Annotated in this window: 21 protein-coding genes, 2 tRNA genes and 1 other RNA gene; 8 read left to right on the top strand and 16 right to left on the bottom strand. The window is 57.2% G+C overall.

The genetic code is table 11. The features are described 5' to 3' along the window. Positions 1-36 precede the first annotated feature (36 nt). The 5 genes from N1030_RS09660 to N1030_RS09640 form a co-directional block, all read right to left on the bottom strand. On the bottom strand, positions 37-837 hold the full coding sequence (locus tag N1030_RS09660; protein WP_265825273.1) for a substrate-binding periplasmic protein: 801 nt from the start codon (positions 835-837) through the stop codon (positions 37-39). 126 nt (positions 838-963) lie between these two features. Continuing rightward, on the bottom strand, positions 964-2,754 hold the full coding sequence (locus N1030_RS09655) for an amino acid ABC transporter permease (RefSeq protein ID WP_265825272.1): 1,791 nt from the start codon (positions 2,752-2,754) through the stop codon (positions 964-966). Positions 2,755-2,867: 113 nt separating this feature from the next. Further along, positions 2,868-3,692 carry a transporter substrate-binding domain-containing protein gene (locus N1030_RS09650; protein ID WP_265825271.1) on the bottom strand — a complete coding sequence of 275 codons (825 nt, stop codon included), beginning with the start codon at positions 3,690-3,692 and terminating at the stop codon, positions 2,868-2,870. Between the two features lie 102 nt (positions 3,693-3,794). Continuing rightward, positions 3,795-4,526, bottom strand: a complete 732-nt coding sequence (locus N1030_RS09645) for an amino acid ABC transporter ATP-binding protein (RefSeq protein WP_265825270.1) — start codon at positions 4,524-4,526, stop codon at positions 3,795-3,797. Positions 4,527-4,844: 318 nt separating this feature from the next. Then, entirely contained in the window at positions 4,845-6,248 is a 1,404-nt protein-coding gene (locus tag N1030_RS09640; protein WP_265825269.1) for a sensor histidine kinase, read from the bottom strand. A gap of 236 nt (positions 6,249-6,484) precedes the next feature. Here N1030_RS09640 and N1030_RS09635 point away from each other — a divergent pair, with 236 nt between their 5' ends. From N1030_RS09635 to N1030_RS09625, 3 genes are all read left to right on the top strand, one after another. Next, positions 6,485-7,192: a tetratricopeptide repeat protein gene (locus tag N1030_RS09635; RefSeq protein ID WP_265825268.1), complete on the top strand. Its 708-nt coding sequence runs from the start codon at positions 6,485-6,487 to the stop codon at positions 7,190-7,192. Between the two features lie 17 nt (positions 7,193-7,209). Further along, positions 7,210-7,545, top strand: coding sequence for a PilZ domain-containing protein (locus tag N1030_RS09630; RefSeq protein WP_265825267.1), 336 nt, complete (start codon positions 7,210-7,212; stop codon positions 7,543-7,545). A 166-nt stretch (positions 7,546-7,711) separates the two neighbouring features. Then, entirely contained in the window at positions 7,712-8,473 is a 762-nt protein-coding gene (locus N1030_RS09625; protein WP_265825266.1) for a hypothetical protein, read from the top strand. A 64-nt stretch (positions 8,474-8,537) separates the two neighbouring features. On the opposite strand, the gene N1030_RS09620 is transcribed toward N1030_RS09625, so the two are convergent. The 7 genes from N1030_RS09620 to N1030_RS09590 all read right to left on the bottom strand — a co-directional run bounded on the left by N1030_RS09620 (position 8,538) and on the right by N1030_RS09590 (position 14,085). Continuing rightward, a tRNA-Ser gene (locus N1030_RS09620) sits at positions 8,538-8,630 on the bottom strand. Positions 8,631-8,730: 100 nt separating this feature from the next. Beyond that, positions 8,731-8,826, bottom strand: an RNA gene (gene ffs / locus N1030_RS09615) — signal recognition particle sRNA small type. Positions 8,827-8,850: 24 nt separating this feature from the next. Next, a tRNA-Ser gene (locus N1030_RS09610) sits at positions 8,851-8,943 on the bottom strand. 291 nt (positions 8,944-9,234) lie between these two features. Then, on the bottom strand, positions 9,235-10,005 hold the full coding sequence (locus N1030_RS09605; RefSeq protein WP_265825265.1) for an enoyl-ACP reductase FabI: 771 nt from the start codon (positions 10,003-10,005) through the stop codon (positions 9,235-9,237). A gap of 82 nt (positions 10,006-10,087) precedes the next feature. Continuing rightward, positions 10,088-10,984, bottom strand: a complete 897-nt coding sequence (locus N1030_RS09600) for a phosphoribosylaminoimidazolesuccinocarboxamide synthase (protein WP_265825264.1) — start codon at positions 10,982-10,984, stop codon at positions 10,088-10,090. 19 nt (positions 10,985-11,003) lie between these two features. Further along, positions 11,004-12,308, bottom strand: coding sequence for a histidinol dehydrogenase (gene hisD / locus N1030_RS09595; protein ID WP_265825263.1), 1,305 nt, complete (start codon positions 12,306-12,308; stop codon positions 11,004-11,006). A 349-nt stretch (positions 12,309-12,657) separates the two neighbouring features. Continuing rightward, entirely contained in the window at positions 12,658-14,085 is a 1,428-nt protein-coding gene (locus tag N1030_RS09590) for an outer membrane homotrimeric porin (RefSeq protein ID WP_265825262.1), read from the bottom strand. 329 nt (positions 14,086-14,414) lie between these two features. On the opposite strand from N1030_RS09590, the gene uvrC reads away from it, so the two are divergent. The 5 genes from uvrC to N1030_RS09565 all read left to right on the top strand — a co-directional run bounded on the left by uvrC (position 14,415) and on the right by N1030_RS09565 (position 19,884). Further along, complete coding sequence (uvrC, locus tag N1030_RS09585) at positions 14,415-16,331, top strand: excinuclease ABC subunit UvrC (RefSeq protein WP_265825261.1); 1,917 nt, start codon at positions 14,415-14,417, stop codon at positions 16,329-16,331. 89 nt (positions 16,332-16,420) lie between these two features. Continuing rightward, a complete protein-coding gene (locus tag N1030_RS09580) occupies positions 16,421-17,407 on the top strand; it encodes a sensor histidine kinase (RefSeq protein ID WP_265825260.1) in 987 nt (328 codons plus the stop codon). Positions 17,408-17,435: 28 nt separating this feature from the next. Further along, the gene (locus N1030_RS09575) at positions 17,436-18,974 is read left to right on the top strand and encodes a sigma-54-dependent transcriptional regulator (protein WP_265825259.1); all 1,539 of its coding nucleotides are present in this window, start codon (positions 17,436-17,438) and stop codon (positions 18,972-18,974) included. A gap of 174 nt (positions 18,975-19,148) precedes the next feature. Beyond that, entirely contained in the window at positions 19,149-19,457 is a 309-nt protein-coding gene (locus tag N1030_RS09570; RefSeq protein ID WP_265825258.1) for a phage regulatory CII family protein, read from the top strand. Positions 19,458-19,467: 10 nt separating this feature from the next. Next, positions 19,468-19,884: a response regulator gene (locus tag N1030_RS09565; RefSeq protein WP_265825257.1), complete on the top strand. Its 417-nt coding sequence runs from the start codon at positions 19,468-19,470 to the stop codon at positions 19,882-19,884. Positions 19,885-19,893: 9 nt separating this feature from the next. Here the strand turns inward: N1030_RS09565 and mnmA are convergent, their stop codons facing one another. The 4 genes from mnmA to N1030_RS09545 all read right to left on the bottom strand — a co-directional run bounded on the left by mnmA (position 19,894) and on the right by N1030_RS09545 (position 24,945). Continuing rightward, positions 19,894-20,946 carry a tRNA 2-thiouridine(34) synthase MnmA gene (gene mnmA / locus N1030_RS09560; protein WP_265825256.1) on the bottom strand — a complete coding sequence of 351 codons (1,053 nt, stop codon included), beginning with the start codon at positions 20,944-20,946 and terminating at the stop codon, positions 19,894-19,896. Positions 20,947-21,054: 108 nt separating this feature from the next. Next, complete coding sequence (gatA, locus tag N1030_RS09555) at positions 21,055-22,518, bottom strand: Asp-tRNA(Asn)/Glu-tRNA(Gln) amidotransferase subunit GatA (protein ID WP_265825255.1); 1,464 nt, start codon at positions 22,516-22,518, stop codon at positions 21,055-21,057. 20 nt (positions 22,519-22,538) lie between these two features. Next, the gene (gatC, locus tag N1030_RS09550; protein ID WP_265825254.1) at positions 22,539-22,823 is read right to left on the bottom strand and encodes an Asp-tRNA(Asn)/Glu-tRNA(Gln) amidotransferase subunit GatC; all 285 of its coding nucleotides are present in this window, start codon (positions 22,821-22,823) and stop codon (positions 22,539-22,541) included. Positions 22,824-22,896: 73 nt separating this feature from the next. Then, positions 22,897-24,945 carry a penicillin-binding protein activator gene (locus N1030_RS09545; protein WP_265825253.1) on the bottom strand — a complete coding sequence of 683 codons (2,049 nt, stop codon included), beginning with the start codon at positions 24,943-24,945 and terminating at the stop codon, positions 22,897-22,899. Between the last annotated feature and the right edge of the window lie 8 nt (positions 24,946-24,953).

The raw sequence follows: 24,953 nt of genomic DNA, 5'->3' as shown, positions 1-24,953 counted from the left end.
CCTGCTGTTTATGCCGGTGGCGTGCAAGTTGGCCTGTTATTGTGTGGTACTTCGCTGGGGAGACGTGTTGCAGTTTGCCGTAAGGAAATACTTGTTGTGCAGGGCCTGGTACTCATCGGATTTTCTGAAGCGTACCAGTTCTTCGGAAAAGCGGTTTATGAATTCCGGGCTGGTGCTTGACCGCTTGAACATGATGTAGAGCCCGTCAGTCTTGATCTGCAGGTCACGGTTGGGAAAAATGTTGGTTGCCCCCAGATTGCGGGCTATGTGCAGGCCGTTGCCCAGTTCGGCAGCAAGCGCATCAAGTCTGCCTATCTGGAGTTTCTTGAAATTGAGTTCGTCCGAATACACTTCTTCAACAGTGCAGTATACTTGAATGAACTCCCAGAATTCTCGAGTGTAACTGTAGCCGGATACCACTCCTATCCTTTTCCCTTTAAGATCCTGCAACGAAGATATGGCGGTGTCGCGGGTCCATATCACCCACGGTGACTCCACTATCGGAACTGAAGGGTACAGGGCGTACACCTCTCTGGCCTTGGTGTGGTTGGCTGAGAAGAGCGCATCTACGTTGCCATGCTGAAAGAGTTCCAAAGCTCTTTTCCACGGGTACGCCTGAATGGGATTGTATTTTTCGCCCATGTTATCCAGCACGCGTGTAACAACCTCCGTTGAGAAGCCGGTTATTGCGGAGCTTTGCTCTTCCATCTGATAAGGCGGCCATATGTCGCAGACTATGGTCAATCTTTCCTTCGCCGCCGGAAGGTTGAGCACAAGAACCAGCAACAGCAGGGCTCCTGTGGCTGCAATCAGGGAAAGGGAAAGTCTGGCCTTCATGCTTTTGATGCTCCCGGGAAGAGGGTTACGGTTCTACTTCACACTATACGTCCGCAGGATGAAAAATGAAAGCCCCCGCAACATTATTGCGGGGGCTTGCTGGTCGTCTTTCGGTTGAAAACCGTGCTACATCTTCAGGTTAACCTTTTCCGGGCTCAGTTTCCGCTCAAGGGCAGCGGCATACTTGGACATGAGGAAACAGGGAATGAAGTAGAGCAGGGCGGTGGTTGTCCAGATTTCCATTGAGGCGACCATCAGGCGGTTGTCCACGGCCTTGGCCACGGACGTAAGCTCCATGACGCCGAGAATGGAAACCAGCGAGGTATCCTTGAAGATGGCGATGAACAGGCCCACAATAGGCGGAATCATCTGCTTGAGAGCCTGTGGCAGAATGATCTTGCGCATGGTCTGCCAGTAAGTCAGGCCGGATGCCGTGGCGGCTTCCACCTGACCGGGCGGGATGTTCTGGATGCCGCCTCGGACGATTTCCGCAAGGTAGGCGGCTGTGAACAGGGTCAGGGCTATGGATGCCGACCAAACCGTGTTGAAGAAGGTGTTGAACAGCACGGGAATGAGAAAGTACACCCAGTAGATGACGATGATCAGCGGGTTGCCGCGAATGAGCTCGATATAGAGCAGGCTGGGAATGCGGAAAATGCGGTTGTTGGAGCAGCGTCCAAGACCTACCACAAGCCCGATGAGGAAACTGGCCGCAATGGCCACCACGGCAATGATGAAGGAGAGCGTGAAGCCGCCCATGCCGAGGAAGGGATCTGCCTCTTCGTGCGGGAACTGCCAGATGATCAGGTGGCTGAATTCGGTGACGATGGCTGCCCAGTCGAAAGTGATCAGACCCTTTATCGTGACGTACAGGCACGAGCCGAGCAGGAGGAGAAAGGCTGCCTTGCCTGCAAGGATGGCAGCCTGCGCCGCGCGCTTGGCAACCATGCGCAGGGCGGCCTGCCGGGCGGAGACATACGTGCTGGCAGCGCGCTGACGGCGGCGGGCTCGTAAAAAGCGTCCGACGGGATTGAAGAGGGCGCTGCTTGCCACGGAGAACGGCAAGTAGAAGAGGGAAACAAACAATACAGGCAGCGAGCGGTTGGTGTTGCCAACGGTGCGCAGTTTGCCGTTCACGCCGTTGAGGACGAAGGAGATGATCAGCGAAAAGCTGAGATACATAACGGACGCTGCGGTGGTAGCCTCAAAGCCTTTGAAGGTAAGGGCTTCGGCCTGCTGAGCCTGCCAGGTCATGTCTGCTACGCCAACGAACATGGCCAGCGAGGTGTTCTTCATGTTGTTGAGGAATTCGCTGCCCAGCGGCGGAATGATTTCGCGGAAGGCAAGGGGCAGGATGATCTTGCGAAGCACCTGCACGTAGCTGAGGCCCGAGGAGTATGCGGCTTCCAGAATCCCCTTGGGGATGGACTGAAGACCGGCGCGGATGACTTCCGCCATGAATGCGCTGGTGTACATGCCCACGGCCACTGCTGCAGTCCAGAATTCGAAATGGAAGGAGAATATCCATTCCCGTGCCGCGTCAGGCAAGGCACGCGGGAAGGCGAAGTAGAAGAAGAACAGGACGACAAGCAGCGGCGTGTTGCGGAAAAATTCGATTATGCAGGTCGCGGTATAGCGCAGCGGTTTGAAGTCCGACAGGCGCGAAAGTCCCAGAACCGTGCCGAGGCCGAGGCCGATGGCGGCACTGATCGCGGTGATTTTTACCGTTACCCACAGACCCTTGAGGATCTCAAGGCCCAGATTGACCTGATAGGTTTCGTTGACCGTATAGAGCATGGACCATTCGAACTTGTAACCAAAGTCGAAAACCCAGCCCCAGTAGTAGGTCATGATCGCCGCAATGGCGAGCAGCACGGTGTTCTGAACCCAAACCTTTTCCAGCCAGAAACGTATCATGAACAATAAACCATTATGTTGAGGTGCGGCGGGCGCTGCCCGTACGCCGAAAGGCGGATAAGCGCGCGCCCGGCTGAACCGGGCGCGCGCAGATTCTCAATAACCGGTGTGGCTTAGGGCCACAGCTCGATCTGGTTGGTCATGGGCATGGCGTAGGGAGTTTCGGGGCCGTACCACTTGTTGTAGATGTTCATGTAGGTGCCGTCGCGCCACATGTCCTGCAGGGCAGCGTTCACGGCGTCACGCAGAGCGGAATCGTCCTGGGGCAGACCCATGCCGTAGGGTTCGTCGGAGAGGAAGTCGCCTACGAGTTCAAATGCGCCGGGCTTCTTGGCTGCGTAGCCGAGAAGGATGGTGGCGTCGGTGGTCCAGCCGGCAACGCGGCCCATTTCCAGCGCCTGGAAGCATTCGGATTCCTTCTGGAAGGAAATGATGTGCTCATCGGGGTTGGCAACGCCAAGAGCCTTCAGGGCGTTCTTGATGTTGATTTCGGAAGTGGTGCCCTGCATCGTGGCGATCTTCTTGTCCTTCATGTCTGCGAGGGAAGCGAAGGCGCCCTTCTTGGAAAGAACTTTCTGACCGTCGAAGAAGTAGGTGATGGAGAAGTCGATGGACTTGTCGCGCTCACGGGTGTGGGTCATGTTGGCAACGGAAACGTCGATGCGGCCCTGCTGGATGAAGGCGATGCGGGTCTTGTTGTTCACCTTGACGCGCTCGATTTCAACGCCGATGCGCTTTGCCAGTTCGGTGGAGATGTCGTAGTCGAAGCCGGTCCATTCGCCCTTGGCGTCAAAGAAGGCGCCGGGGATGGAGTCGGTCATGATGCCGATGCGGATCTTCTTGTCCTGCATGACCTTGTCGTAAACGGCACCGGCAAAGGCGGTGGAAGCCATCATGGTGGCGGCCAGAGCCATGGCAATAATCTTCCCAATACGCATGTTCTACTCCCAGTGTTTTCAGTTTCCTCTGCGTTACGGTACGAGCGCAACGCGCCTCAACATACGTTAACCCCGGTGTAGAACCGGAGTTGTGCAACCATGCTAGTGTGAAAGAATCTTGCTGAGGAAGTCCTTGGTACGATCCTGCTGGGGATTGTTGAAGAACTCCTCGGGAGTGTTCTCTTCGATCAGTTCGCCGTAGTCCATGAAGATGACGCGGTCGGCCACTTCACGGGCAAAGCCCATTTCGTGGGTCACGCAGGCCATGGTCATGCCCTCACGGGCAAGAGTCTTCATGACGTCGAGAACTTCATTGATCATTTCGGGGTCGAGCGCTGACGTGGGCTCGTCGAAGAGCATGATCTTGGGCTTCATGGCAAGGCCGCGCGCAATGGCAACACGCTGCTGCTGGCCGCCCGAAAGCTGGCTGGGATAGGCTTTGGCCTTGTCGGGAATGTTCACCTTTTCCAGCAGTTCCATGGCCAGACGCTCCGCCTCGGCGCGGGGCGTGTTGCGTACCATGGTGGGGGCAAGGGTGATGTTTTCCAGCACGGTCATGTGCGGATAGAGATTGAACTGCTGGAAAACGAAGCCGATTTCGGCGCGCAGGCTGGTGAGGTTGAGTCGCGGGTCGTGAAGGTCCATGCCGTCCACGATGATGCGTCCCTTCTGGATGGGTTCCAGCCTGTTGATGCAGCGGATGAGCGTGCTTTTCCCGGAACCGGAGGGGCCGCAGATAACCACAACCTCCCCCTGTGCGATTTCAAGATTGATATCCTTAAGCACGTGGTGGTCGCTGCCGTACCACTTGTTCACCTGTTCAAAACGGATCACGTATCTCTCCCAGTAAAAGAAAAAAGGCTGCGGAATGCCTCAATCCCGCACATGGGTGCTAACAAAAAAGCCCTTGGTGGGGCAACGAAAAACTGGCGAGTTGACAATATTGTCTGCTGCATTTTGGGCGCGAAACGGCTGGGAAAGCTGATGGGACGCGGTTAGCTCTGCAAAAATATTGCGGAAAAAAATAGTTCCCGCCCCGGTGGGGTTTTGCAGGAGGGATGAAGGGAGGAAAAGCCCTGTTTTCGGGGGCTGTTTGCAAAACTATTTTACAAGAGTGTAATTTGGTGATGGTTTCATCATATCATGGTGGAATTATGATGATTTGGGCACTGAGTCGTCGCAGGGCAGGGTGAAGTAGAAACAATTGCCCATGGGGTGGGCTTCATAACCGGCGTCGCCGCCGTGCAGACGCGATATTTCCTTGGCAAAGAACAGGCCGTGGCCGGTGCCGTATTCGGATCCCACGTCTCTGCCGCGGAAGTCTGCCTTGAAGAGTTGAGGGGCATCTTCGGCATTGATGTAAGGGCCGGAGGTGATCACGTTTACACGGGCTCCGCAACACCCCTTGCCGAAATGATCAGGCAGCAGAGTTACTCCGTAGCAGAGGTACTTACCGCTTTTCTCGCCATTGGGGGCGGCCTCGTCATGCGGTGTCGGACGAGTGTATTTTACAGCATTGGAAAAGAGGTTTGCCAGGACCTGGCTGACGAGCCCCACATCGGCCGTGACCAGAATGCTGTCATCAAAGGTGCCGCTGCCTTCGCAATAGGGAATGAGCTTTATGTCCTTTTCGTCAAAACGGGCCTTGAAGCGTTCCAGTTGGGGTGTGATGATGCGGTCGTTCAGATTGACAACGCTCTTGTGCAGGACGTAGCGGCCTTTCTCGAAATGGCTTTGTCGGAGAAGGGTTTCCAGAAACAGGCTGGTTTGCTGGAAGTGGCGGAACACCTCATTATACTGTTCGTCCATGCGGTGTTGAATGTAGTCCAGCTGGGCAAGGGTAGGCGAGCTGATGGAGGTTTCCATGAGGTCGGAAATGGCATGGCGCATGGCCTTCATCTTGCCGTCCAGCTGCCGGAACAGCAGCTTGAAGTACATGTTCGGAACAATGACGTTGTGGCCGATGTCATGCACGAGATTCTTGATGAATTCCAGATGCTCGCGGTGTTTGAAGGCGAGCATGCGGTTGTGCAGCTGGTAGCCTACGCGGTTGGCGTACTTTTCAAAAAAGAATGCGTCCTTTTCGGTAATGTCGGGCTCCGGATGCAGCACCAGAAGACCGAGCGTTTCGCCTACCGGGGTGATGGGAAGCAGATCCTGATCGATTTTTTTTCCCCTGATGGGGATGCAGTACCGTTTATCCTGCCAGAAGGGACCGTCAGTGAGGGGAAGACCTTCTGTATTCATGACCGGAATGGCGCAGGATGCCCCTGTGGAGCAACCGTAGCGCAACAGCACGGAGCGGCTGTTCAGGACGTAGATTTCCGCATGGACGTCGAACATGGAGCGGATGATGAGAACGGCAAGAGTGAGCAGGTCTTCAAGGGCGTCGAATTCCTGCGCAAGGTCGAAGAATACGTTGAATGCGCAGGTCTGCTTCTTGCTGAAGTCATACGCCTTATAGTCCAGAAGCTTTTGGGCGATACGCTGTTGCACCAGGGCAAACGTCTCTTCCAACTCCTGACTGCTGCGAAACGGCGAAATCTGCTGGCTCATGTTGGTTCCCGTAAACATGCATGTGCAAAACGACAACAGATGGATGGGCGTAATTCCGATACCTATTCTTACTATTCCACATTCTTTGGTTTTCGCCAAGGATATGTTGAAAAACTTGGGCTTGGGGGCCGGGTAACAAATTGACTTTGCCGGAGTTTGCAGGTTTAGTTAAAAAATACAGCAGTGGGGGGACCATAGCGTAACCACTGTGAAACCTATGGGTGAAAGGGGAGTCGATGATCCCGACAGTTTTAGGTGTGTATGAAACCCGCAGGATCGATACCCTCGGCTCGGGGGTAACACGTCAGACGCATGAACTGCGTATTCTCTGGTTTGCGGCGCAGGTTCCCGGGGGGGAAATTAGCTGTCAGCCGCTCAATGAAGACAATCTGCCTTCCGGTTTCGTACAGAAGATCGACAAGAACCAATTTCTCGCAGACTACGTGCTGGTGCCGGATGTGTATGAAGAGCACCTGCGCAGCGTGGTGAACTCGCTACGGGACAAGGTGAACGGAGCGAGGGCAGCCAAAGAGGTGCCGTCGCTTTCCCGCGAGGAGGGAATGTTGCTCAGGGGGCTCATGGCTTTCATGCATGCACGTCCTGACGTGCCCCTGACGGATACGGATCTGTTTTCCGTGAAAAGCATGCTGGATGCCATGCGGCATACGGGTAACGTGATTCTCGAGTATCAGCGCGTGCTGACCGGGGCGGCCATTGACCTGCGCAAGCAGCGCAAGTTTGATGAAGCTGAGGCCTACTACTCCAAGGCTCTTGAGCTGGACGGGCATAACGACCACATCTTGTTCAACCTCGCGAGAGTCTATTTTGAGAAGGGGCAGGTGGAGAAGGCACGCGACATGCTGCTCAGAGCGTTGGAAATCAATCCCGATCTGGAAATGGCACGGCGTTTTCTGCGGTTTCTGGATGCTTCGGGAAAAGGTTAGGCCTCAAGGAGAATTGTATGGTTGAGCGACGTAGTGAGCCGCGGGTTCCTCTTGATTGTCCGGTGTTTGCGACTCTGCAGTTGAAGGACGGGCTGGAAGTGTATTGTCTGTTGCGCGATCTGAGTCTGCAGGGAGCGCAGGTGGCGCTGCCTCCGGGTGAGCTTTCCATTGACGTGGTCGTTGGTGACGATATCGTCATCCTTGATCCGCCTGTGCAACTGGATGGAGTCATTACCAATGCCCGTGCTCAGGTGGCATGGGTACAGGGTGGTATGTTCGGTATCCGCTTTGCTAACGGCATGGAGATTGATCAGCAGCTTCTGGAGAAGCTTATTTCCGATGCCTGCATGTAGCCCTGCATCTGACTAAGTATTTGAGCCCCCGTTACGGATGACGGGGGCTTTTTTGCGGCCTTGCCAGCCTTCTCTGCAGGGCCTGAAGCTGGCGTGTCGGGGCGATATGTGCTACCTCTGCGCGGCGTGCGGTAGCCGCACAAGAGAGAGGAATACAGGAGTTGCTATGAAGATACGGAATAGAATCAAGGCCTGGAAGGATGCCGTCCTGTGCGGTGTGGTCGCATTAGGGGGTGCCTTCTGGCTGAAATGGGGCGTCTGCGCCTTGTTGCTGTCTGTGGCGCTGGTGTTTGGCGGCGTTCCTTTCGCGATGATTGGGCTGGGAGGGCTGCTGGGCTGCATCTGCGCAGTGATGCTGGACGCCTTTGCCGAGTTTCGCAAGGAGAGTGGCGCGTTCATGCCCGGTTGTGCGTTCATGGGGCTGCTCGCCTTTGCCATGGCGAATGCGGCCTTCTATCTCCCCGGGAAATGGGCTGTGGTCCTCGGATGTCTGGTTAGTTCCGGCCTGCTGCTTGCCCTGACCTTGCGCTGTCTTGATCGTGAAACCGGCATGAATATTCAGGCAGGCATCTGGCTCTCCACCGTGGCAGGCGCATTGCTGCTTTGTTTCCTGTATGCCGGTCCTTACGCCGGTCTGGTGACCTTTGCAGCCTATCTGCTGGCCGTGGGGCTGTATGCCAAGCTGCTCATCGTGCTGCGCGACGGGGCCGAGACCGGTCTGCGCGCTGTGTGGTTCCTTGCGCTGGGAATAGGCGTGTCCATCTTGACCGCTACGGCGTTCAACAAGCTCGGAGTTGTTCCCGCAGGAGGCACCGCATTCGGAGGCTTTGTCGTGGGGCTGGTTGTTGCGTCGATTTTTGCCCCGGTCAGGCAGCTCACCAGTTGGGTTGCATGCAAGCTCGATAAGGAGAAGGAGCCCGAGTGGTAGCGGATTCTTGAGAGGATAAAAAATAAGCGGCGCAATCGTGAGATTGCGCCGCTTTTGTTTGCGGTGGCGGTGAGGGAGAGATTCGAACTCTCGGTACCCTGTTAAGGTACACACGATTTCCAATCGTGCTCCTTCGACCGGACTCGGACACCTCACCAACGCGGAGAGATAGCTAGCAAAGGGGCGTGACCTTGGCAAGCGAAAAATGCGGAAAAAAGCTGTTTTGGCAAAAAAAGAAGGCACAATCCGAAGATTGCGCCTTCTGGGAGTCGGGCACCCGAAAGCAACTGTTGCGGCTGCTTCTTTTCAGACCTGACCGGGTTGGCAGCGCATCCGCCGCCCGACTCCCTTTCTGCCATGGCAGAAAAATTTTTTGATGGCGGTGAGGGAGAGATTCGAACTCTCGGTACCCTGTTAAGGTACACACGATTTCCAATCGTGCTCCTTCGACCGGACTCGGACACCTCACCGCATCAGGAAGCGTGTAACTAGCAAAAGGGCGTATGCTTGGCAAGCAAAAAAAAGAAGGGGCGGCACACGGGCGCCGCCCCTTTGCTACTTGTTGCAGCCTTTCTGTTTCCGCAGGCCTGCACCGCAGCCACAGCCGGACGAAGAGCCTCTCCGTCCATCAATGTGCGGAATTCAGCCGCCTTTGGGCACATAGTCCTTCGGCATCACCTTGATGGTGATGAAGGCAAGAATCACGAATCCCACAAGGGGGATGATGAAATCCCACATGGTGGTTTCTCCTTATGGCTCGCCTATAGTCCGATGCCCATCACGTTGTAGCCGCTGTCTACGTGCAGGATTTCGCCGGTCACGCCGGAGGAAAGATCCGAGGCGAGATAGACGGCGCTGCGGCCCACGTCTTCGATGGTTACGTTCCGCCGCAAGGGAGCCTGTTCCTCAATGTAGTTGAGGATGCTGCGGAACCCGGAAATGCCGGATGCTGCAAGGGTCTTGATCGGGCCGGCGCTGATGCCGTTGATGCGGACGCCCTTTGCACCCAGATCAACAGCCAGATAGCGCACGCTGGCCTCGAGAGCGGCCTTGGCTACACCCATGACGTTATAGTTGGTGATGACCTTTTCCGCACCGTAGTAAGAAAGAGTAATCACGGATGCGTTCTCTGTCAGCAGGTCTTCATAGGCATTTGCCAGAGCGGTGAGGGAGTAGGCCGAAATGTCGAGCGCAAGCTTGAAGCCGTCGCGGGAAGTTTCGATGAAGCGTCCCTGAAGGTCTTCGCGGTTTGCAAAGCCGATGGAGTGGATGAGGATGTCTACCCCGCCCCATTCCTTTTTGACCCGTTCAACACTGGCTGCGATTTCTTCATCGCTGGTGACGTCACACTGGAAGATGAAGTCGCCACCAAGTTCTTCGGAAATGGGCTCAACACGCTTGAGCAGCGCGTCGCCGAGATAGTTGAAGGCGAGGCGGGCGCCCTGCGCCTTGAATTCCTTGGCTATGCCGTATGCAATGCTCTTGTTGTTGGCCACTCCGAAAATGAGGGCTCTTTTACCTTCAAGCAGCATGTGATTCTCCGTTATTGTTTGTGAGGGATGCGCAACTTTCGGCGCGCATGAAAAACATGTTTCGGGCAGTGTAAGAGTAATACTAGCAGGGAAGCGCCTTGCCCGTCAAAATGGAATATGCCTCTTCGTATTTCTTTCTGGTTTCGGCGATTACATTTTCGGGCAGAGCGGGCGGAGGAGGCGTCTTGTCCCAAGGCTGGGCGGAGAGCCAGTCTCGCAGGTACTGCTTGTCAAAGCTTGGCTGCCCCTTGCCTGCCTCGTAGCCTGCCATGGGCCAGAAACGGGAAGAGTCGGGGGTGAGAACTTCGTCAATAAGGATGAGTTCGCCGTCCAGCAGGCCGAATTCGAACTTGGTGTCGGCGATGATGATGCCTTTGCTTTCTGCGTATTCACGACCCTGACTGAAGATGGCGATGGAGACGGCCTCAACCTTGCGGGCCAGCTCTTCACCGATCATGTTGATAGCCTGCTCAACGGTGATATTTTCGTCGTGCTCGCCCAGTTCGGCCTTGGTGGAGGGGGTGAACAGGGGGGTGGCAAGCTTTTCGGATTCCTTGAGTCCTTCAGGCAGCTTGTGGCCGCAGACGGAACCGGTCTTGAGGTAATCCTTCCAGCCGGAACCGGTGATGTGGCCGCGGATGATGCATTCAATGGGCAGGGGCTTGGCCTTGCGGACCAGTACGGAGCGGCCTTCAAGGTCAGCGGCGTACTTGTGCAGAGGCTCGGGGAAGTCCTTCACCTCGGAAGCGATGAGGTGGTTGGGCAGGATGTCCTTGAACATTTCCATCCAGAACAGGGTGATCTGGTTGAGCACCACGCCCTTGTAGGGAATGGGTTCGTTCATGATGACGTCAAAGGCGGACATGCGGTCGGTGGTAACCAGCAGCAGGGTGTCCTTGTCGATTTCATAAATGTCGCGAACCTTGCCGCGGGAAATGAGCGGATACTCGGTAATGTTGGTCTTGGTGACAACGTTCATGGTGCTTCTCCTGAAATGGTTATCGTGTGCGGGATTCCGCGGAACGGGCGTGAGCTTCCAGTCCTTCAAGGCGTGCAAGGCGGGCTATCTTGGCCGCGTTTTCCTGCGTGAAGGAGGCAGATGCCGCAATGATGCTGGATTTCTTGGTAAAGGTCTCCACCGAAAGGGCGGATGAGAAACGTGCCGTGCCGTTGGTGGGCAGCACGTGGTTGGGGCCGGCAAAATAGTCGCCGACAGGCTCGGGCGAGTTGGCCCCGAGGAAAATGGCGCCTGCGTTGCGCAGCTTGGGCAGCATGGTCCAGGGATCTGCTACAATGACTTCCAGATGCTCCGGCGCGATGATGTTGGAAAGCTCAACAGCGCGTTCCATGGTGTCTGTGACGACGATGGCACCCCAGTCGGCAAGAGCCTTGCGGGCGATGTCGCAACGCGGCAATGCCTCTGTCTGTGTGATGAGTTCGGCCTTTACGGCATCCGCCAGCGCTGCGTTGTCGGTGATCAGCACGGATGAGGCCAGCGTGTCGTGCTCGGCCTGTGAGAGCATATCGGCCGCTACCTGATCGGCGCGGGCGGTATTGTCCGCAAGAATGAGAATCTCGCTGGGGCCTGCAATCATGTCTATGCCCACCTTGCCGATGAGCATGCGCTTGGCCGTGGCTACGAAGATGTTGCCCGGGCCTGCAATGACATCCACAGGCGCGATGCTTTCTGTGCCATAGGCCAGTGCGGCTATGGCCCATGCGCTGCCGCATGCATACACCTCGTCAATGCCGAGGGCATGGGCTGCTGCCAGAATGTACGGGTTGGGAGTGCCGTCTTCACGCGGGGGCGAAACCACGGCAATGGACGGAACGCCGGCTACCTGCGCGGGAATGGCATTCATGAGCATGCTGGAAATGAGCGGAGTGTTGCCGCCCTGTCCGCCGGGAACGTAGAGGCCTACGCGATCTACGGGGCGCACCATTTGACCCAGCACGGTGCCGTCTTCAGACGTGGTGAACCAGGAATTCTGCTTCTGGCGTTCATGGAAGGCGCGGATGTTGTCCGCTGCTTCCAGAATGATGGCAAGATCTTCTGCAGGAACATGCTTCGAGGCATTCTCCAGTATGGCTGCGGGAACGCGAAGCATCTCGGGGGAAAAGGAAGGACAGTCGAATTTCCGGGTATAGGCAATGAGGGCCGCATCCCCGTCTTTCTGCACGGTGGCAAGGATGTCCTGCACCACGGGCTCTACGGAGTTGTTGGGATCATCCCGCCCGGAGAGCAGTGCGCGAATGGGCGCGGCATCTGCGGGCGACTGATAGGAAAAGGTACGACAGGGCATTGCGGCTCCTTATGTTGCGCCTGACCGTTATGCGTATTCTGCCGTCCCGGGCGGTGACTGCGTATGGTTTCACCAGACCGCAGGAAAGAGCAGAGCGGCTGAATGGCAGGCTGGTCGTGGGAACTGTTCGGAACGCACTTCTCTTATAGGAGGGGGAGGGAAAAGTCGAGTATGGAGACAGGCTGTTTTCTGGAGGGGAGGGATGGGATAATCGGGCAAGAACCGGAGTTTGTCGGACGCTTTGGCAGCACCATGCATCCGTGATGCTGCAAAAATATAAGCCGGGGGCCGAAGCCCCCGGCTGTCAAAGCGTCAGGATGTTTTTTGCGTACGAGATTCGCAGTAAACCTTAGAAGGTGTACTGGAATACGAAGCCCAGCTTGTAGGCGTCGTCGTCGTAGGAATTGTCGGTGATGCCCCAAGCGTCTTCGTCGAGATCCAGGTTGATGTAACCCATTTCTACGAAGAGAGCCAGGTTTTCATAGATGTCGTACTTGTGGTCGAAGTTGATTTCCCAAGCGCTGTCTTCGTCGGTCAGCATGGTGCCGAGCAGGTCAGACTTGGCGCCAGCGTAGTCGTTGACATAGCTGTCGAGGAAGTCAGCATCGTTGGTACCCTTTACGTACACAACGCGGAACTGAGAGGTCAGGCTGTCGATAACCTTGATGTCTTCGAGCAGCAGACCAGCGGCCCAGGTACCTTCGTTGGTCAGGCCGATGTTGTCCTGAGAAGCGAAGCCGGCAGCAGCGCCGTCAAAGCCGAAGGAGGTAGCGGTGAAGGAGCCGTCAACGCGGGGCAGACGCTCGGAACCGTTGGTTACGTCGTCGTCTTCACCGGAGGAGTACCAACCGATAACGCCGGGGGTAACCATGTCCATCTTGTAGGACAGCTTGCCGATCATGGTCCAGCCGGAACGGTCAAGAGCGTCGTCGTTGGAGGAGTTCTTGGCGTCGCCGGAGTCAACGGAACCGTACATGGCGTCCATCTTGAAAACGATGGGATCGAACATGTCCATGGAGAAGCCGAGGCCCAGCCAGTAAGCGCGGGCGTTGTCTTCATAGGTTTCCACGCCCTGTGCGCCAGCAACAGACAGCAGGCCAGGCAGTTCGTTACCGATGTCGGCGATGTCCTTGCCAACAGCTGCGTATGCAGCCCAGGGGGTGAATTCCATGCCGTCCATCTTAACGCCGCCGATCAGAGCGAAAACATCCATTTCGTCCTGAGCGTTGACAGTGGTGTCTTCACCTGCAGAGGTGTCGAAGGGGCGTGCCCAAACAGCATTCATGGAGAACATGTCGTTGAACTTGTAGGTAGCAACAACAGCTGCTACGTCGTTGTCCAGAACGGGGGAACCAGCAACAACGCCGGGCAGGGCCAGGCCCTGGATACCCATGCGGATGTCAAGAGCGGTGTTCGGAACAGTCCAGTCGATGAAAGCACGACGGGTCTGAACGTTCACGCCGTCAGCGCCGATTGCACCACCAGCGCCGTTACCAGCGCCACCGGAAGTGCGGCCCCAGGTGTTGTTGATTTCGAAGAAAACAACACCGGAGAGGTTTTCGCTGGAAACGATGTCGATCTGGGTACGGAAACGCTGCTTAGCAACGAAATCGTCTTCGGATGCGCCGTCAGAATCAGCGTCGTTGAAGTTGGTGTTGTCGGTCCACTGGTAGCCGATCTGGTAGGTGCCCTTGGCCTTGAAATCGGTAGCGGAGCTGTTGGCGACAGCGCCGAATACCAGTGCCAGAGCGAGCATCAGAGTGATAACTCTTTTCATTGGTTTGTCCTTCTTTCTTTTGCTTTGGTCAACGTTCCTGACGCGAATGACCATAATCAGTTACGAGACTTTTATCCCAGTACCGGAAGCATGGCAAGAGAAAAGGTAAAATTTTTTAAACGGTACAAAAAATTTATCTCGGATGACGTTTCTTCAGTAATGTGTAATTAAATTGGCATGTTGATATTATTGTTAAGTCTAGAGATTAATTTTGTACAAAGTTTTGTATCTGGATTGGCCGTTGTTTCGTCAATATTATGACAGTGTTTTTCAAGATTTGGCTGACATCGCATTTGACGGCTCTTGGCTAACTTGGCAGAGAACAGGTCATGGACTCCATTGAACCGCGAAACATTCCCCTTACGCCCGGCGTCTATCTTTTTAAGGATGCCGGGGGCCATATCATATATGTTGGAAAGGCCAAGGTGCTGCGCAAGCGCCTTGCCTCTTACTTCCGGCCTGACAAGACGCTTACGCCAAAGACCAGAGCCATGGTTCGCATGGCTGTCAGCGTGGATACCCTCTCCACCACTTCGGAGAAGGAGGCGCTGCTGCTGGAGGCCAGCCTCATCAAGAAGCACAGGCCGCGGTACAACATCGTGCTGCGCGACGACAAGCAGTACATTCTCTTCAAGCTCACAAAGCGGCATGAGTGGCCGCGTCTTACGCTGACCCGCAAGGTGGTGCGCGATGGTTCGGCCTATTTCGGGCCGTATACATCGGCGCAGGCTGCCCGTGATACATGGAAGGCCATCCAGCGTGTCTTTCTGCTCAGGCGGTGTTCGGATACCGCTTTCAGAAACAGGGTCCGGCCCTGCCTGTACCATCATATGGGACAGTGTCTCGGCCCCTGCTGCCTGCCCGTGGATAATGCCCGATACAGGGCCATGGTCGGCAAGGTGGAACTGCTTCTGAATGGCCGTTCATCGGAATTGCTTGAGTTGCTGCAGCAACAGATGCTGGATGCCTCGGAAGCGCTGGAGTTCGAGAAGGCTGCAGAGTTGCGCGATCAGATTGCCGCTATCCGGCGTACTGTTGAGAAGCAGGCGGCGGTGCTCGGCTCCGAAAGAGATATGGACGTGCTTGGTGTTGCCGAAACCTCCAAGGGGCTCGCGCTTGGTGTGCTGTTTGTCCGCGGTGGCGTGTTGCTCGACGGGCGTAACTTTTTCTGGAGCGGACTGGGATTGGAAGAGGCTCCGGAAATGGTGCTCAGCTTTCTGGGGCAGTATTACGGCCCGCAGAGTGTGGTACCGCAACGAATAGTCATTCCATGGGCATTGGAAGAGCAGGCTCAAGATGGTTCGGCCTTGCCGGTAATGTCCGATAGTCTGGGGTTGTCAGATGAAGAGGTGCTTGCAGACAGTGATGATCCGCTCGCCGCGCTTGCCGAAGCATTAAGCGAGCTGCGTGGGAGTACGGTACGCATCGGACCTCCGCGCGGCGATGCCGAGAACAGGCTCGTAACCATGGCGCAGACCAACGCGGCGGAAGAGGCCCGCACTTCAGCCTCTGCAAACGTGGAGGAGATTCTGGCGGCGAAGCTGGGGATGGCATCCCTGCCGCACCGGATTGAAGCCGTGGACGTCTCGCACACGGGAGGAAGGGATACTCGCGTGGGCGTGGTGGTCTTTGAAGACGGCAAACCGGCCAAAGACCAGTACCGCACTTACGCCTTTACGGATGAGGAATCAGGAGGAGATGATTACGGTGTGCTTGCCGCATGGATGCGCCGCAGGCTGGAATCCGGTCCGCCATGGCCGGATCTGTTGCTGGTGGACGGCGGGCGCGGCCAGCTCGGGGCGGTCATGTCCGTGCTTGAGGAGGCCGGTTGCGGGCAGCTTTTTGCCGTGGCAGCCATCGCCAAGGCGCGGTCCGAGGATTCCAACCGTGCGGACAGGAGGAAGGGCGGGGTTGCCGATTCCATTTTCTTGCCGGGAAGAATGAATCCAGTCTCCATGCGGGCGGGATCTCCGGAACTGTTGTATCTGCAGCTTATCCGCGATGCCGTGCATGATTACTCGTTACGCAGACACAGAAAGGCGCGGGCGGGTTCGGCATTGGCCGGTGAACTGCAACGCATCGAAGGAATCGGACCGTCTCTCGCCAAGGTTCTGTGGGAGCATTTTTCTTCAATCAGGGATATGGCAGATGCGTCTGAGGCTGAACTGGCTGCGCTGCCCGGTATCGGACCGGCCAAAGCACGTCGCATCAGGAGCGGGTTGGCTGCCATGCGCACCAAGGCATGAGCCGTTCAGTTCCCGAATGATCTTGCCGCCAGACTCGGCTGAAGGGGCCATTGGGCTCCGTGTCTAACTGATAAGGGGAGAAACTGCCTGTGACCATATATAATGACAAGGCCGGTATTCGTGCGGGAGCAGCCACGGTGGATGCCTTTGGCCGCGTGTGCCAGGCAACCCCCGTTTTTCAGGAGCTGATGGGAGTATCCGTCGGTGCCGATATGTTGCACGCCGACATTGCGGAACGGTTCCCCGCATCGTTGCATCAGGCCGTGGCGGCTGGTGGCGAGTGGCATGGGGCCTTGACGGGGGCTGACGGCATTCCCCTTCTTGCGCGTTTTCATCCTATGCCCATGGGCCAGAGTGGGGTGGGCGTACTCGTTGTGGAAGATTTGGGGCTGGCTCAGGGCCAGCAAAGTGCCCTGCTTCGATTTGCCAGAGGGGTAACGCACGAATTTAATAATACTCTTGCCTCCATTCAAGGATTTGCCGAAATTGCCGCCTCCTTTGATGTACAGGGAGCTCCCATGGTGGGGCGGGCATTGCAGAATATTCTGCGTGGATGTGAACAGGCTGGAGAGGCCATTCTCATGGCCCGAATCATGGCGGGCAGGATCGACTGCAAGTTTGAGGTGGTGGATATCGGTTCTGTGGTGGGCGAATGGTGCAGGCGGCGTTCGTCCCTTCTGCCGTTCGCTGTTCAGCTGAAGTTTCAGGCGGAGCCTGAGAATGTGATGCTTTCGGTGGACGTCTCCCTGCTTGAAACAGCTTTTGACGCATTGTGGGATAATGCCTTGCGTGCCCTTGATGGTGAAGGGACACTGCTCGTGCGCATTGGCAGCAGTGAAAGGCAGGGGGGGCATGTCGTGCTCGACGTGCAGGACAGCGGCGCGGGAATGGAGCCAGATGTACTCGCTGTGTGCGCCGAACCGTATTTCACCACCCGTGAGGCCGAAGGGGCAAAGGGGCGTGGGCTCGCATTGGCCCGCGGCATAATTTGGGCGCATGGCGGACGTTTTTTTGTGACTTCGGAGAAGGGGGCAGGCACAACCGTGCGCATCCTGCTGCCTGAGGGGCAACGATGAACCGGAAGGGGAGCGGGGGCGAAGCATAATGGCCCGTATTCTGATTATTGAGGACGACGTACTGTTCAGGGAGATGCTTACCTCCGCCATGCAGCTGGAAGGGCATGAGGTGGAAGGCGCAAGCTCTATGGCTCAGGGACGGGTGGCTTTTGCCGGACCGGCCTTTGATCTGGTGCTGCTCGATGTCGGGCTGCCGGACGGAAACGGCCTGAGGTTCATTTCGGAAATTTCGTCTGCGGAAGGGGCTCCCGAGGTGATCATCATCACTGGCGACGGACACGCGGACGGTGCGGAGCTGGCCATATCCAGTGGCGCTCTGGACTACATCAGCAAGCCGGCATCACTGGCTTCCGTTCATCAGGCAGTAGATCGTGCTCTGACCTACCGGCAGGGGGCCCGTCAGCTTTCAGAGCCTGAACGCTTCGGCATTGTGGGTAACAGTGTCTCCATGCAGCGTTGTTTCCGGTTGCTTGCCGAAGCGGCCTCCAGCGATGCCCCTGTGCTGATTACCGGTGAGACCGGTACCGGCAAAGAGCTGTTTGCCCGGGCCGTACACAGGAACAGCCAGAGAGTGTCCGGTCCCTTTGTGGCTGTGGACTGCGGGGCCATAGCCAAATCCCTTACTGAAAGCGAACTGTTCGGGCACGCCAAGGGGGCCTTCACTGGAGCGGATAGACCGAGAGACGGTCTTGTTCTTCAGGCGCACGGCGGCACCCTCTTTCTTGATGAAGTCGGCGAACTGGCCATGCCTCAGCAGCGGGCTTTTCTGCGGGTGCTGGAAGAGCAGCGTTTCAGGCCGGTTGGTGGTGGGCATGAGATTTTCAGCAATTTCAGGTTGGTTGCCGCTACAAACCGTCCTCTACCGGCCATGGTGCATCGGGGGACCTTCAGAGCGGATTTGTTGTATCGCCTGCAGGCGGTGCATATTCACCTGCCGCCTTTACGGGAGCGTATGGAGGATCTGCCGGAACTGGTGACGCATTTCATCGAAAAGGGCTGCCAGCGCTATGGGTTCCAGCCTAAAACACTCAATGTTGCCTTTGTGAATGAGCTTAAGACCTACCCTTGGCCGGGGAACGTGCGCGAGTTGCTGCATGTGACGGAGCAGAGCATCATCAGGGGGCGTTTTTCTGACGAACTGCTGCCGGAGCATCTGCCCAGCAGTATCCGCGTAGCCGTTGCGCGATCGCGTATCATGAATACCGGGCAGGTGGCCGAATCTGAATATCTGCAGAAACATGGTGACGATTCGCATGAATCCGGAAAGGATTGGCGGGGTAGCGAGAACAGGGGGCAAACTCAGGAAAGGAATTGGGCAAAGGCAAGTAGCAATGCACGGGACACCTTCGCAGCTGAAAGCGAAGCAGGGGTGTTGTCTCCATGGAAAGAGTTTCGTGACAAGGTGCTGGATGACGCGGAGCGTAGTTATTTGCTGCGGCTGCTGCACAGTACGCAGGGAGATGTGACCCGGGCCAGCGGCATTGCAGGCATATCTCGCCAGCGGCTTTACGCCATGTTGCGCAAGCACGGAATCAGTAAATCCTGGCGTTTTGAAACGGAGCTGTGATCTTGGATTTATTTATTTTGTAAACTTAAAGTTTACAAAATGCTGTTATAGTTTGTACTGCCCTGCACATAATGATGGGTGTTTTTTTGTAATATCCTGTAATTGATGGGGTTAGGAGTTTCTTTCTGGTGGTATGCATTTTGTACTCTCCAGGGTGGCAAATGGGAGGGACTCATGCTTACTGATTTATCTCGGATAGTTCATCATGTCGTGTTGAATAGCCAAATGCCCGCAAAGGCCTTGGCTAAGGAAGTCGGGAAATCCTATTCCACGCTGCTCCGCGAGGTTAATCCCTATGATACGGGGGCAAAGCTGGGCGTGGACACGCTCATGGAAATAATGCGGCAGACAGGAAACGTGGATCCCCTGATTTATATGGCCAAGCAGTTCGGTTTTGACCTTGTGCCGGATGTGAGCTGTTCCGGTCAGCGCAGGGGCGATGGTGCTGAGTGCGGACAGGAGCAGTCCGCTCGCGGGGTTTGACGAGGTGGCTATGAATCGTACGCCAAGCTGCAACGTGAACGGCAGTGGCAGGATCATTGTTGTGGAAGACGATGCCCTGTATCGCGACCTGTTGCAGGCAGTGCTCCTGAAAGGGGGCTATCAGGTGGTCCTTGCCGGTAACGGTGTCGAGGGGATGCAGGCCATGCGCAGTCATGGGGCGGACCTTGTGATTACCGATCTGTTTATGCCGGAACAGGACGGATTGCAGACCATCATGCAGCTCAAGAAGGAATTTCCCGCTGTGCGCGTGGTGGCCATGACATCAGGCGCGGCCTATCTGAGCCTTCAGAATGCGCGGGAGACGGCCACCTTGCTGGGGGCTGACGGCTTCATCGCGAAACCCCTGAATCACGGTGCACTTCTGGACTTGATGGGCAGCCTGATCGGGGGGGGCGCCACGGCGTAATCAGAGCGTTTACAGGGCGTTTTCGATTATTCCGCCACCCAGTACATTCTGCTCTGCGTCATAGATGCAGCAGACCTGTCCCGCGGCAGGAGGGGTGCGGGGCGTTTCAAAGCGCACAGTCACACTGTGTGTACCATTGTCCCGGTCCGTTTCCAGAGAGACGGCGGCTTTCAGCGGCTGCTGCCTGTAACGGATTCTCACGAGCAGGTCTTCGGGCCACAATTCGTGAGGCACCAGCAGGTTCACGTGTGCAGCAGTGCAGCCTTCCGAGGTCAGTTTCTCCTTTTCCCCGACAATCAGGGTGTTATTGCGGGCGTCCTTGCCCACAACATACAGCGGCGCTCTCCATGCAATACCAAGCCCCTTTCTCTGCCCTTCGGTGTACTGCCACAATCCCGCATGGGTTCCCACCTTTTCGCCAGCTGTCGTGACAATGGGGCCTGCCCCTCGCAAGCTGGTTGCCCGGCTGCGTAGAAAAGCGCGATAGTCGTCATCCGGTACGAAGCAGATTTCCTGACTTTCACTGGGATACGGAGGCGTCAGCCCCCGTCGGGCCAGTTCCGCCTTTACGGCGTCCTTGGTCAGCTCTCCCAGCGGGAAGACCGCCCTCGCAAGGCTGGCGGCCGGTACCAGAGAAAGAAAGTAGCTCTGGTCCTTGTTGGGGTCATGGCCGCGTGACAGCACCCTGCCATACTTCGGATGATCGTGCAGAACGGCATAGTGTCCGGTGGCGATGCGCGATGCGCCGAGCTTCTCGGCCTCACGCCACAAGGCCCCGAACTTCATGCGGGCGTTGCAGAGCGCGCAGGGGTTGGGCGTGCGCGAACGGGCATATTCATCAAGAAAAGGCGCTACCACACACCGTTCAAACTCCTCATGCAGGTCCACGGCATGAAAAGGAACGTCCAGTTGTCTGCACATGGATGCCAATGCCTCTTCGCGTTCAGTGCTGCGGGGCAGAAAATGTGCGTGCAGGGCAAAGACGTCGTGTCCCTGTTCCTTCAGGGTCAGGAGGGCGAACATGGAATCCGTGCCGCCGCTGATGGCTACCGCTGTGGTCATGGTGCGAGTCCTGATGGGGTGATCGTGTATGGCTATTGTAAAGGAAACAGGCGGGGAAGCAATGGAGCTTTCCCGCCTGTTGTCTGTTTGCGTAACTAGCTGCCGGTACTAGAGGCCTGCGGGGGTACCGATGGTGGGGGTAGCCTTTTCGAGAACGCTCGCCACTGAGTAAAGGGTCGCTTCATCGAAGGCCTTGCCGAGCAGCTGCAGGCCCACGGGCATGCCGCTGTCCCTGCCGAGTCCCACAGGCAGCGACAGGCCGGGAAGTCCCGCAAGATTCAGCGAAATGGTGTAGATGTCCATGAGGTACATCTTCAGCGGATCGTCGGTCAGTTCACCCACCTTCCATGCGGTGACTGGCGAAGCGGGGCCGCACAGCACGTCGCACTGGGCAAGCGCCTGCTCATAGTCTTCGCGGATGCGGCGGCGCACCTGTGCCGCCTTGCGGTAATATGCGTCGTAGTAGCCGGAGGAGAGCACGTAGGTGCCCAGCATGATGCGGCGTTGCACTTCGTCGCCGAAGCCTTTGCTGCGGGATTTTACGTAGATGTCGAGCAACTCGGAGGCATCGGCATCGCGGTAGCCGTAGCGCACGCCGTCAAAGCGGGCGAGGTTGGAACTGGCTTCCGCAGTGGCCACAATGTAGTAGACCGCGATGGCGTAGGGAGAATGCGGCAGGGATACTTCCACGGGTTCCGCGCCGAGCTCCTTGAGGGTGTTCAGGGCGGAGGCGCAGGAGGCTTCCACTTCGGGGTCAAGCCCCTTGCCCCAGAATTCCTTGGGAAGACCGATGCGCAGGCCCTTCAGGTCTGCACGGCCCAGCGCGGCCAGATAGTCGGGAACGGCAAGGTCGGAGCAGGTGGAATCCTTGGGGTCGTGTCCGGCAATGACCTGCAGCATGCGGGCGTTGTCTTCCACGGTGCGGGTCATGGGGCCGATCTGATCCAGAGAGGAGCCGTAGGCGACCATGCCATAGCGTGAAACTCGACCGTAGGTCGGCTTCATGCCCACGCAGCCGCACAGGGACGCAGGCTGGCGGATGGAGCCGCCGGTGTCCGTGCCCAGCGAGCCGAAGGTCTGGGAGGCGGCAACCGAAGCTGCGGAGCCGCCGGAAGAACCGCCCGGTACGCGGGAGAGATCCCACGGGTTGCGTGTGGGATGAAAGGCTGAATTTTCGGTGGAAGAGCCCATGGCGAATTCGTCCATGTTGGTCTTGCCCACGATGACAGCTCCGGCTTCCTTCAGCTTGCGTACGGAATAAGCGTCGTAGAAGGGCTTGAAGTCGCCGAGTATCTTGGAGCCGCAGGTGGTAGGCACACCCTTGGTGCAGAGCACGTCCTTTACGGTGACGGGAACGCCCCAGAGCGGCTTGTCTGCATCGGGACCGGCCGCATCCATGGCCTTTGCGGCGGCAATGGCTTCTTCACGCTGCACGGAGAGCAGGGCCTGAATCTTGGGCTCGGTTGCGTCTATGCGATCAAGGCAGGAGGTGACAGCCTCTTCCGCCGAAACCTCTCGCGAGAGCAGCAGAGAGCGGACTTCTGAAAGCGATTTGGTGTACAGGTTAGACATTATACTGTTTCTCCGGCGTGTTAGACGATCTTGGGCACCACAAAGAATTGCCCGTCTGTCTGGGGGGCGTTGGAAAGAACGGCATTCCGTTCGGCGGTTTTGGCCGCCACGTCTTCACGCAGGACCGTGCTGTGCATGACAGGGCTGTAGAGCGGCTCCACGTCGCTGGTGTCCAGCTCGTTGAGCGTTTCCATGTAGTTGAGAATGGATTCGAACTGACCGGCAAACAGCGTCAGTTTGTCATCGTCCAGTTCAAGGCGCGCGAGTTTTGCTATTTCGGCAACCCGCTCGGGTGATATCTTCATGGAATGATCTCCTCGTATCCGTTATGCGCACCTGCACAACCGTTTGGCCGTGGGGTGCTGGCCTGTCGCCCTGTTATTGGGGCGATGCACCGGCCTTGATTTTGGTCTGATATTCTTCTTCCAGCATCTTCACGCGCTCTTCCTGACGCAGGCGGGCCTGCTCCAGCCGTTCGCGGAAGCGTTCCGGATCAAGGGGAGTGAAACCGGAGCTGGAAGGCGTGAACAGGAACATCTTCTGGGACGCACGGCCTTTTTCATTCCACCGGATGGGAGCGATGCTCCAGTCCATGGCCTGCGCCGTCTGTATGCGCTTGTTCATTTCCGTAGCGGAAAGGGCTTCTTCAGGAGAGCCGAGCAGCGAGGCAAAGCGGACGAAGTCGTACCCCAGCCCGACCCACAGGTCGGGTTTGCCGAGACCGGATTCGTCAAGGGTCTTGGCAAGGTTTGCCGAGGCAGTCGTGGGGGTGAAGGGATTCCACGAGCCGGGGAATACCGCCAGATGGAAGTAGCGGCTTTCAATATCCTTGGCGGAGGTGAGTCCCTGTTCCCACAGCGCTGAACCGAGGAATACCATGCGGGTTTCCTGATAGAAGAAGAAATGCGGAATAAGGCTTTGCATCTGCTGCCAGCCGTCAGGCAGGAACGCGGCCTGGAAAGGCGGCTGTGGCGGCATGGGGTCGTCTTCGCCGGGGCGGGGGGCCGGAACCTTGAGGAAGCTTCTGAGCGTTTTGCCCCAGGAAGCGGAGTCCTTGGGGGCATAGCTTGCGGTAGCCGCTGTGTTGATGCTCAGTTCGGCACCGGCTTCCTTGAACAGGCCGCTCATGCGCGAGCCGAACGGTTCGTCGGGATACAGAATGCCGTAATTCTCTATGCCCAGATCATTGCGGGCGAATTCGAGAACGGTGCGTACCTGGTCGCGCGGGCTGGAGAAGAAACGCCACGCCACTCTGCCTTCTTCGCCCTCGCCGAGCGAGGACAGGAAGGTGAAGAAGTTTCGATGGTTCAACTGCCCGTGGGATTTGATGTGATCAAAGGCATCCTTGCGCAGGGGGCCGCCCACGATGCTGATGCCCTTGGGCAGTCCGGCAAGTTTCTCTTCCCAGCCATCGGCAGCGGTGTTGATGACGGTTACGGAAAGGTCGTTGCCGGTTCGGGCAAGATCCCACTGGGCAACGCCTGCACCGCGCATGATCTTCCAGCCGATGTTGCCGTAAGGGCCGGTGAGGGGAAGTGCGAGTGCGATGCCTTGTACAGGCTGGCCAAACTCCTGCTCCAGCGGGCGCAGTACGCGCTCCACCAGCAGTTTGTCAGCAAAATGTCCTGCCTGACGCAGGCGCTGCAGGGCCTGAAAGGCCAACGGCCAGCTTTCGGTATCCGTGGCGGAGCGACGGGCCTTTTCCAGCAGGATGACGGAATAGGGGAAATTCAGTTCGTTTTCAGGGGTAAGCAGACCGGCAAGCATGGCGAGCGCTTCGGGTTCGGCCGTCTGCAGCTGGGAGAACAGGCGGTTTTCCAGAGTGCCTCTGTAGGCCTTGGCGCCGTCTGCGTCGGGGGCCTGCTGGTACAGGTTGGATAGGGTCTGCATGGCCCCGTAGGTATCCTTGCCGTCGGTCCACTCGCGGCTGGCAAGCAGCAGAGAGGCTTCAGTGCGGACAGCCCAGGAGCGCTCGGTGTCAACAGCCAGCGGAGCAAGCATGTCCACGGCCTTCTGGCGCGGCAGGTTGAGCATGCACTTGCTGAAAGCGTCCAGCCATTCAGTGGAGCTGTCAGCATCCGGTGCGAGGGTACGCCACTTTTCCAGTGCTTCCACTCCGAGGTTGTATTTGCCGTTGGCGATGGTGCTGAGGGCGAAATACTTCCAGGCTTCCTGCGCTTCGGACGGCGAAAGCTGAGGCAACTGCAATGTCCTGTCATACAAGGCTTCAGCACGCTGATAGTCGCCGATTGAGTAGGCCGCAAAAGCCTGTTCGGGCAGCGTCAGGTACCGGGCGTCTGACTGTGCAGGAACCACAACCGTCTTCTGGCAGCCTGCAAGCAGGGTGATGGCAAGGAGCAGACTCAGGACGGCAAAGAGCGGCAGCACGGAGCGCCGCAGGGAATTCAAGGCAGAGTATTTTTGCATAGTAGGTA

It is taken from the genome of Desulfovibrio mangrovi, from assembly GCF_026230175.1.
Classification (GTDB): domain Bacteria; phylum Desulfobacterota; class Desulfovibrionia; order Desulfovibrionales; family Desulfovibrionaceae; genus Halodesulfovibrio; species Halodesulfovibrio mangrovi.
Note: the sequence above shows the minus strand (reverse complement) of the source record. Positions and strands in the feature narration are given on the sequence as shown.

Bases quoted from the DNA above. Each gene is read 5' to 3' on its own strand.
- gatC (WP_265825254.1), bottom strand. From the start codon at position 22,823: ATGAAGATATCACCCGAGCGGGTTGCCGAAATAGCAAAACTCGCGCGC.
- N1030_RS09605 (WP_265825265.1), bottom strand. From the start codon at position 10,005: ATGCTGCTTGAAGGTAAAAGAGCCCTCATTTTCGGAGTGGCCAACAAC.
- mnmA (WP_265825256.1), bottom strand. From the start codon at position 20,946: ATGACCACAGCGGTAGCCATCAGCGGCGGCACGGATTCCATGTTCGCC.
- uvrC (WP_265825261.1), top strand. From the start codon at position 14,415: ATGGACTCCATTGAACCGCGAAACATTCCCCTTACGCCCGGCGTCTAT.
- N1030_RS09655 (WP_265825272.1), bottom strand. From the start codon at position 2,754: ATGATACGTTTCTGGCTGGAAAAGGTTTGGGTTCAGAACACCGTGCTG.
- N1030_RS09635 (WP_265825268.1), top strand. From the start codon at position 6,485: ATGATCCCGACAGTTTTAGGTGTGTATGAAACCCGCAGGATCGATACC.
- N1030_RS09575 (WP_265825259.1), top strand. From the start codon at position 17,436: ATGGCCCGTATTCTGATTATTGAGGACGACGTACTGTTCAGGGAGATG.
- N1030_RS09565 (WP_265825257.1), top strand. From the start codon at position 19,468: ATGAATCGTACGCCAAGCTGCAACGTGAACGGCAGTGGCAGGATCATT.
- N1030_RS09660 (WP_265825273.1), bottom strand. From the start codon at position 837: ATGAAGGCCAGACTTTCCCTTTCCCTGATTGCAGCCACAGGAGCCCTG.
- hisD (WP_265825263.1), bottom strand. From the start codon at position 12,308: ATGCCCTGTCGTACCTTTTCCTATCAGTCGCCCGCAGATGCCGCGCCC.
- N1030_RS09590 (WP_265825262.1), bottom strand. From the start codon at position 14,085: ATGAAAAGAGTTATCACTCTGATGCTCGCTCTGGCACTGGTATTCGGC.
- N1030_RS09625 (WP_265825266.1), top strand. From the start codon at position 7,712: ATGAAGATACGGAATAGAATCAAGGCCTGGAAGGATGCCGTCCTGTGC.
- N1030_RS09650 (WP_265825271.1), bottom strand. From the start codon at position 3,692: ATGCGTATTGGGAAGATTATTGCCATGGCTCTGGCCGCCACCATGATG.
- N1030_RS09630 (WP_265825267.1), top strand. From the start codon at position 7,210: ATGGTTGAGCGACGTAGTGAGCCGCGGGTTCCTCTTGATTGTCCGGTG.
- N1030_RS09570 (WP_265825258.1), top strand. From the start codon at position 19,149: ATGCTTACTGATTTATCTCGGATAGTTCATCATGTCGTGTTGAATAGC.
- N1030_RS09600 (WP_265825264.1), bottom strand. From the start codon at position 10,984: ATGAACGTTGTCACCAAGACCAACATTACCGAGTATCCGCTCATTTCC.
- gatA (WP_265825255.1), bottom strand. From the start codon at position 22,518: ATGTCTAACCTGTACACCAAATCGCTTTCAGAAGTCCGCTCTCTGCTG.
- N1030_RS09640 (WP_265825269.1), bottom strand. From the start codon at position 6,248: ATGAGCCAGCAGATTTCGCCGTTTCGCAGCAGTCAGGAGTTGGAAGAG.
- N1030_RS09545 (WP_265825253.1), bottom strand. From the start codon at position 24,945: ATGCAAAAATACTCTGCCTTGAATTCCCTGCGGCGCTCCGTGCTGCCG.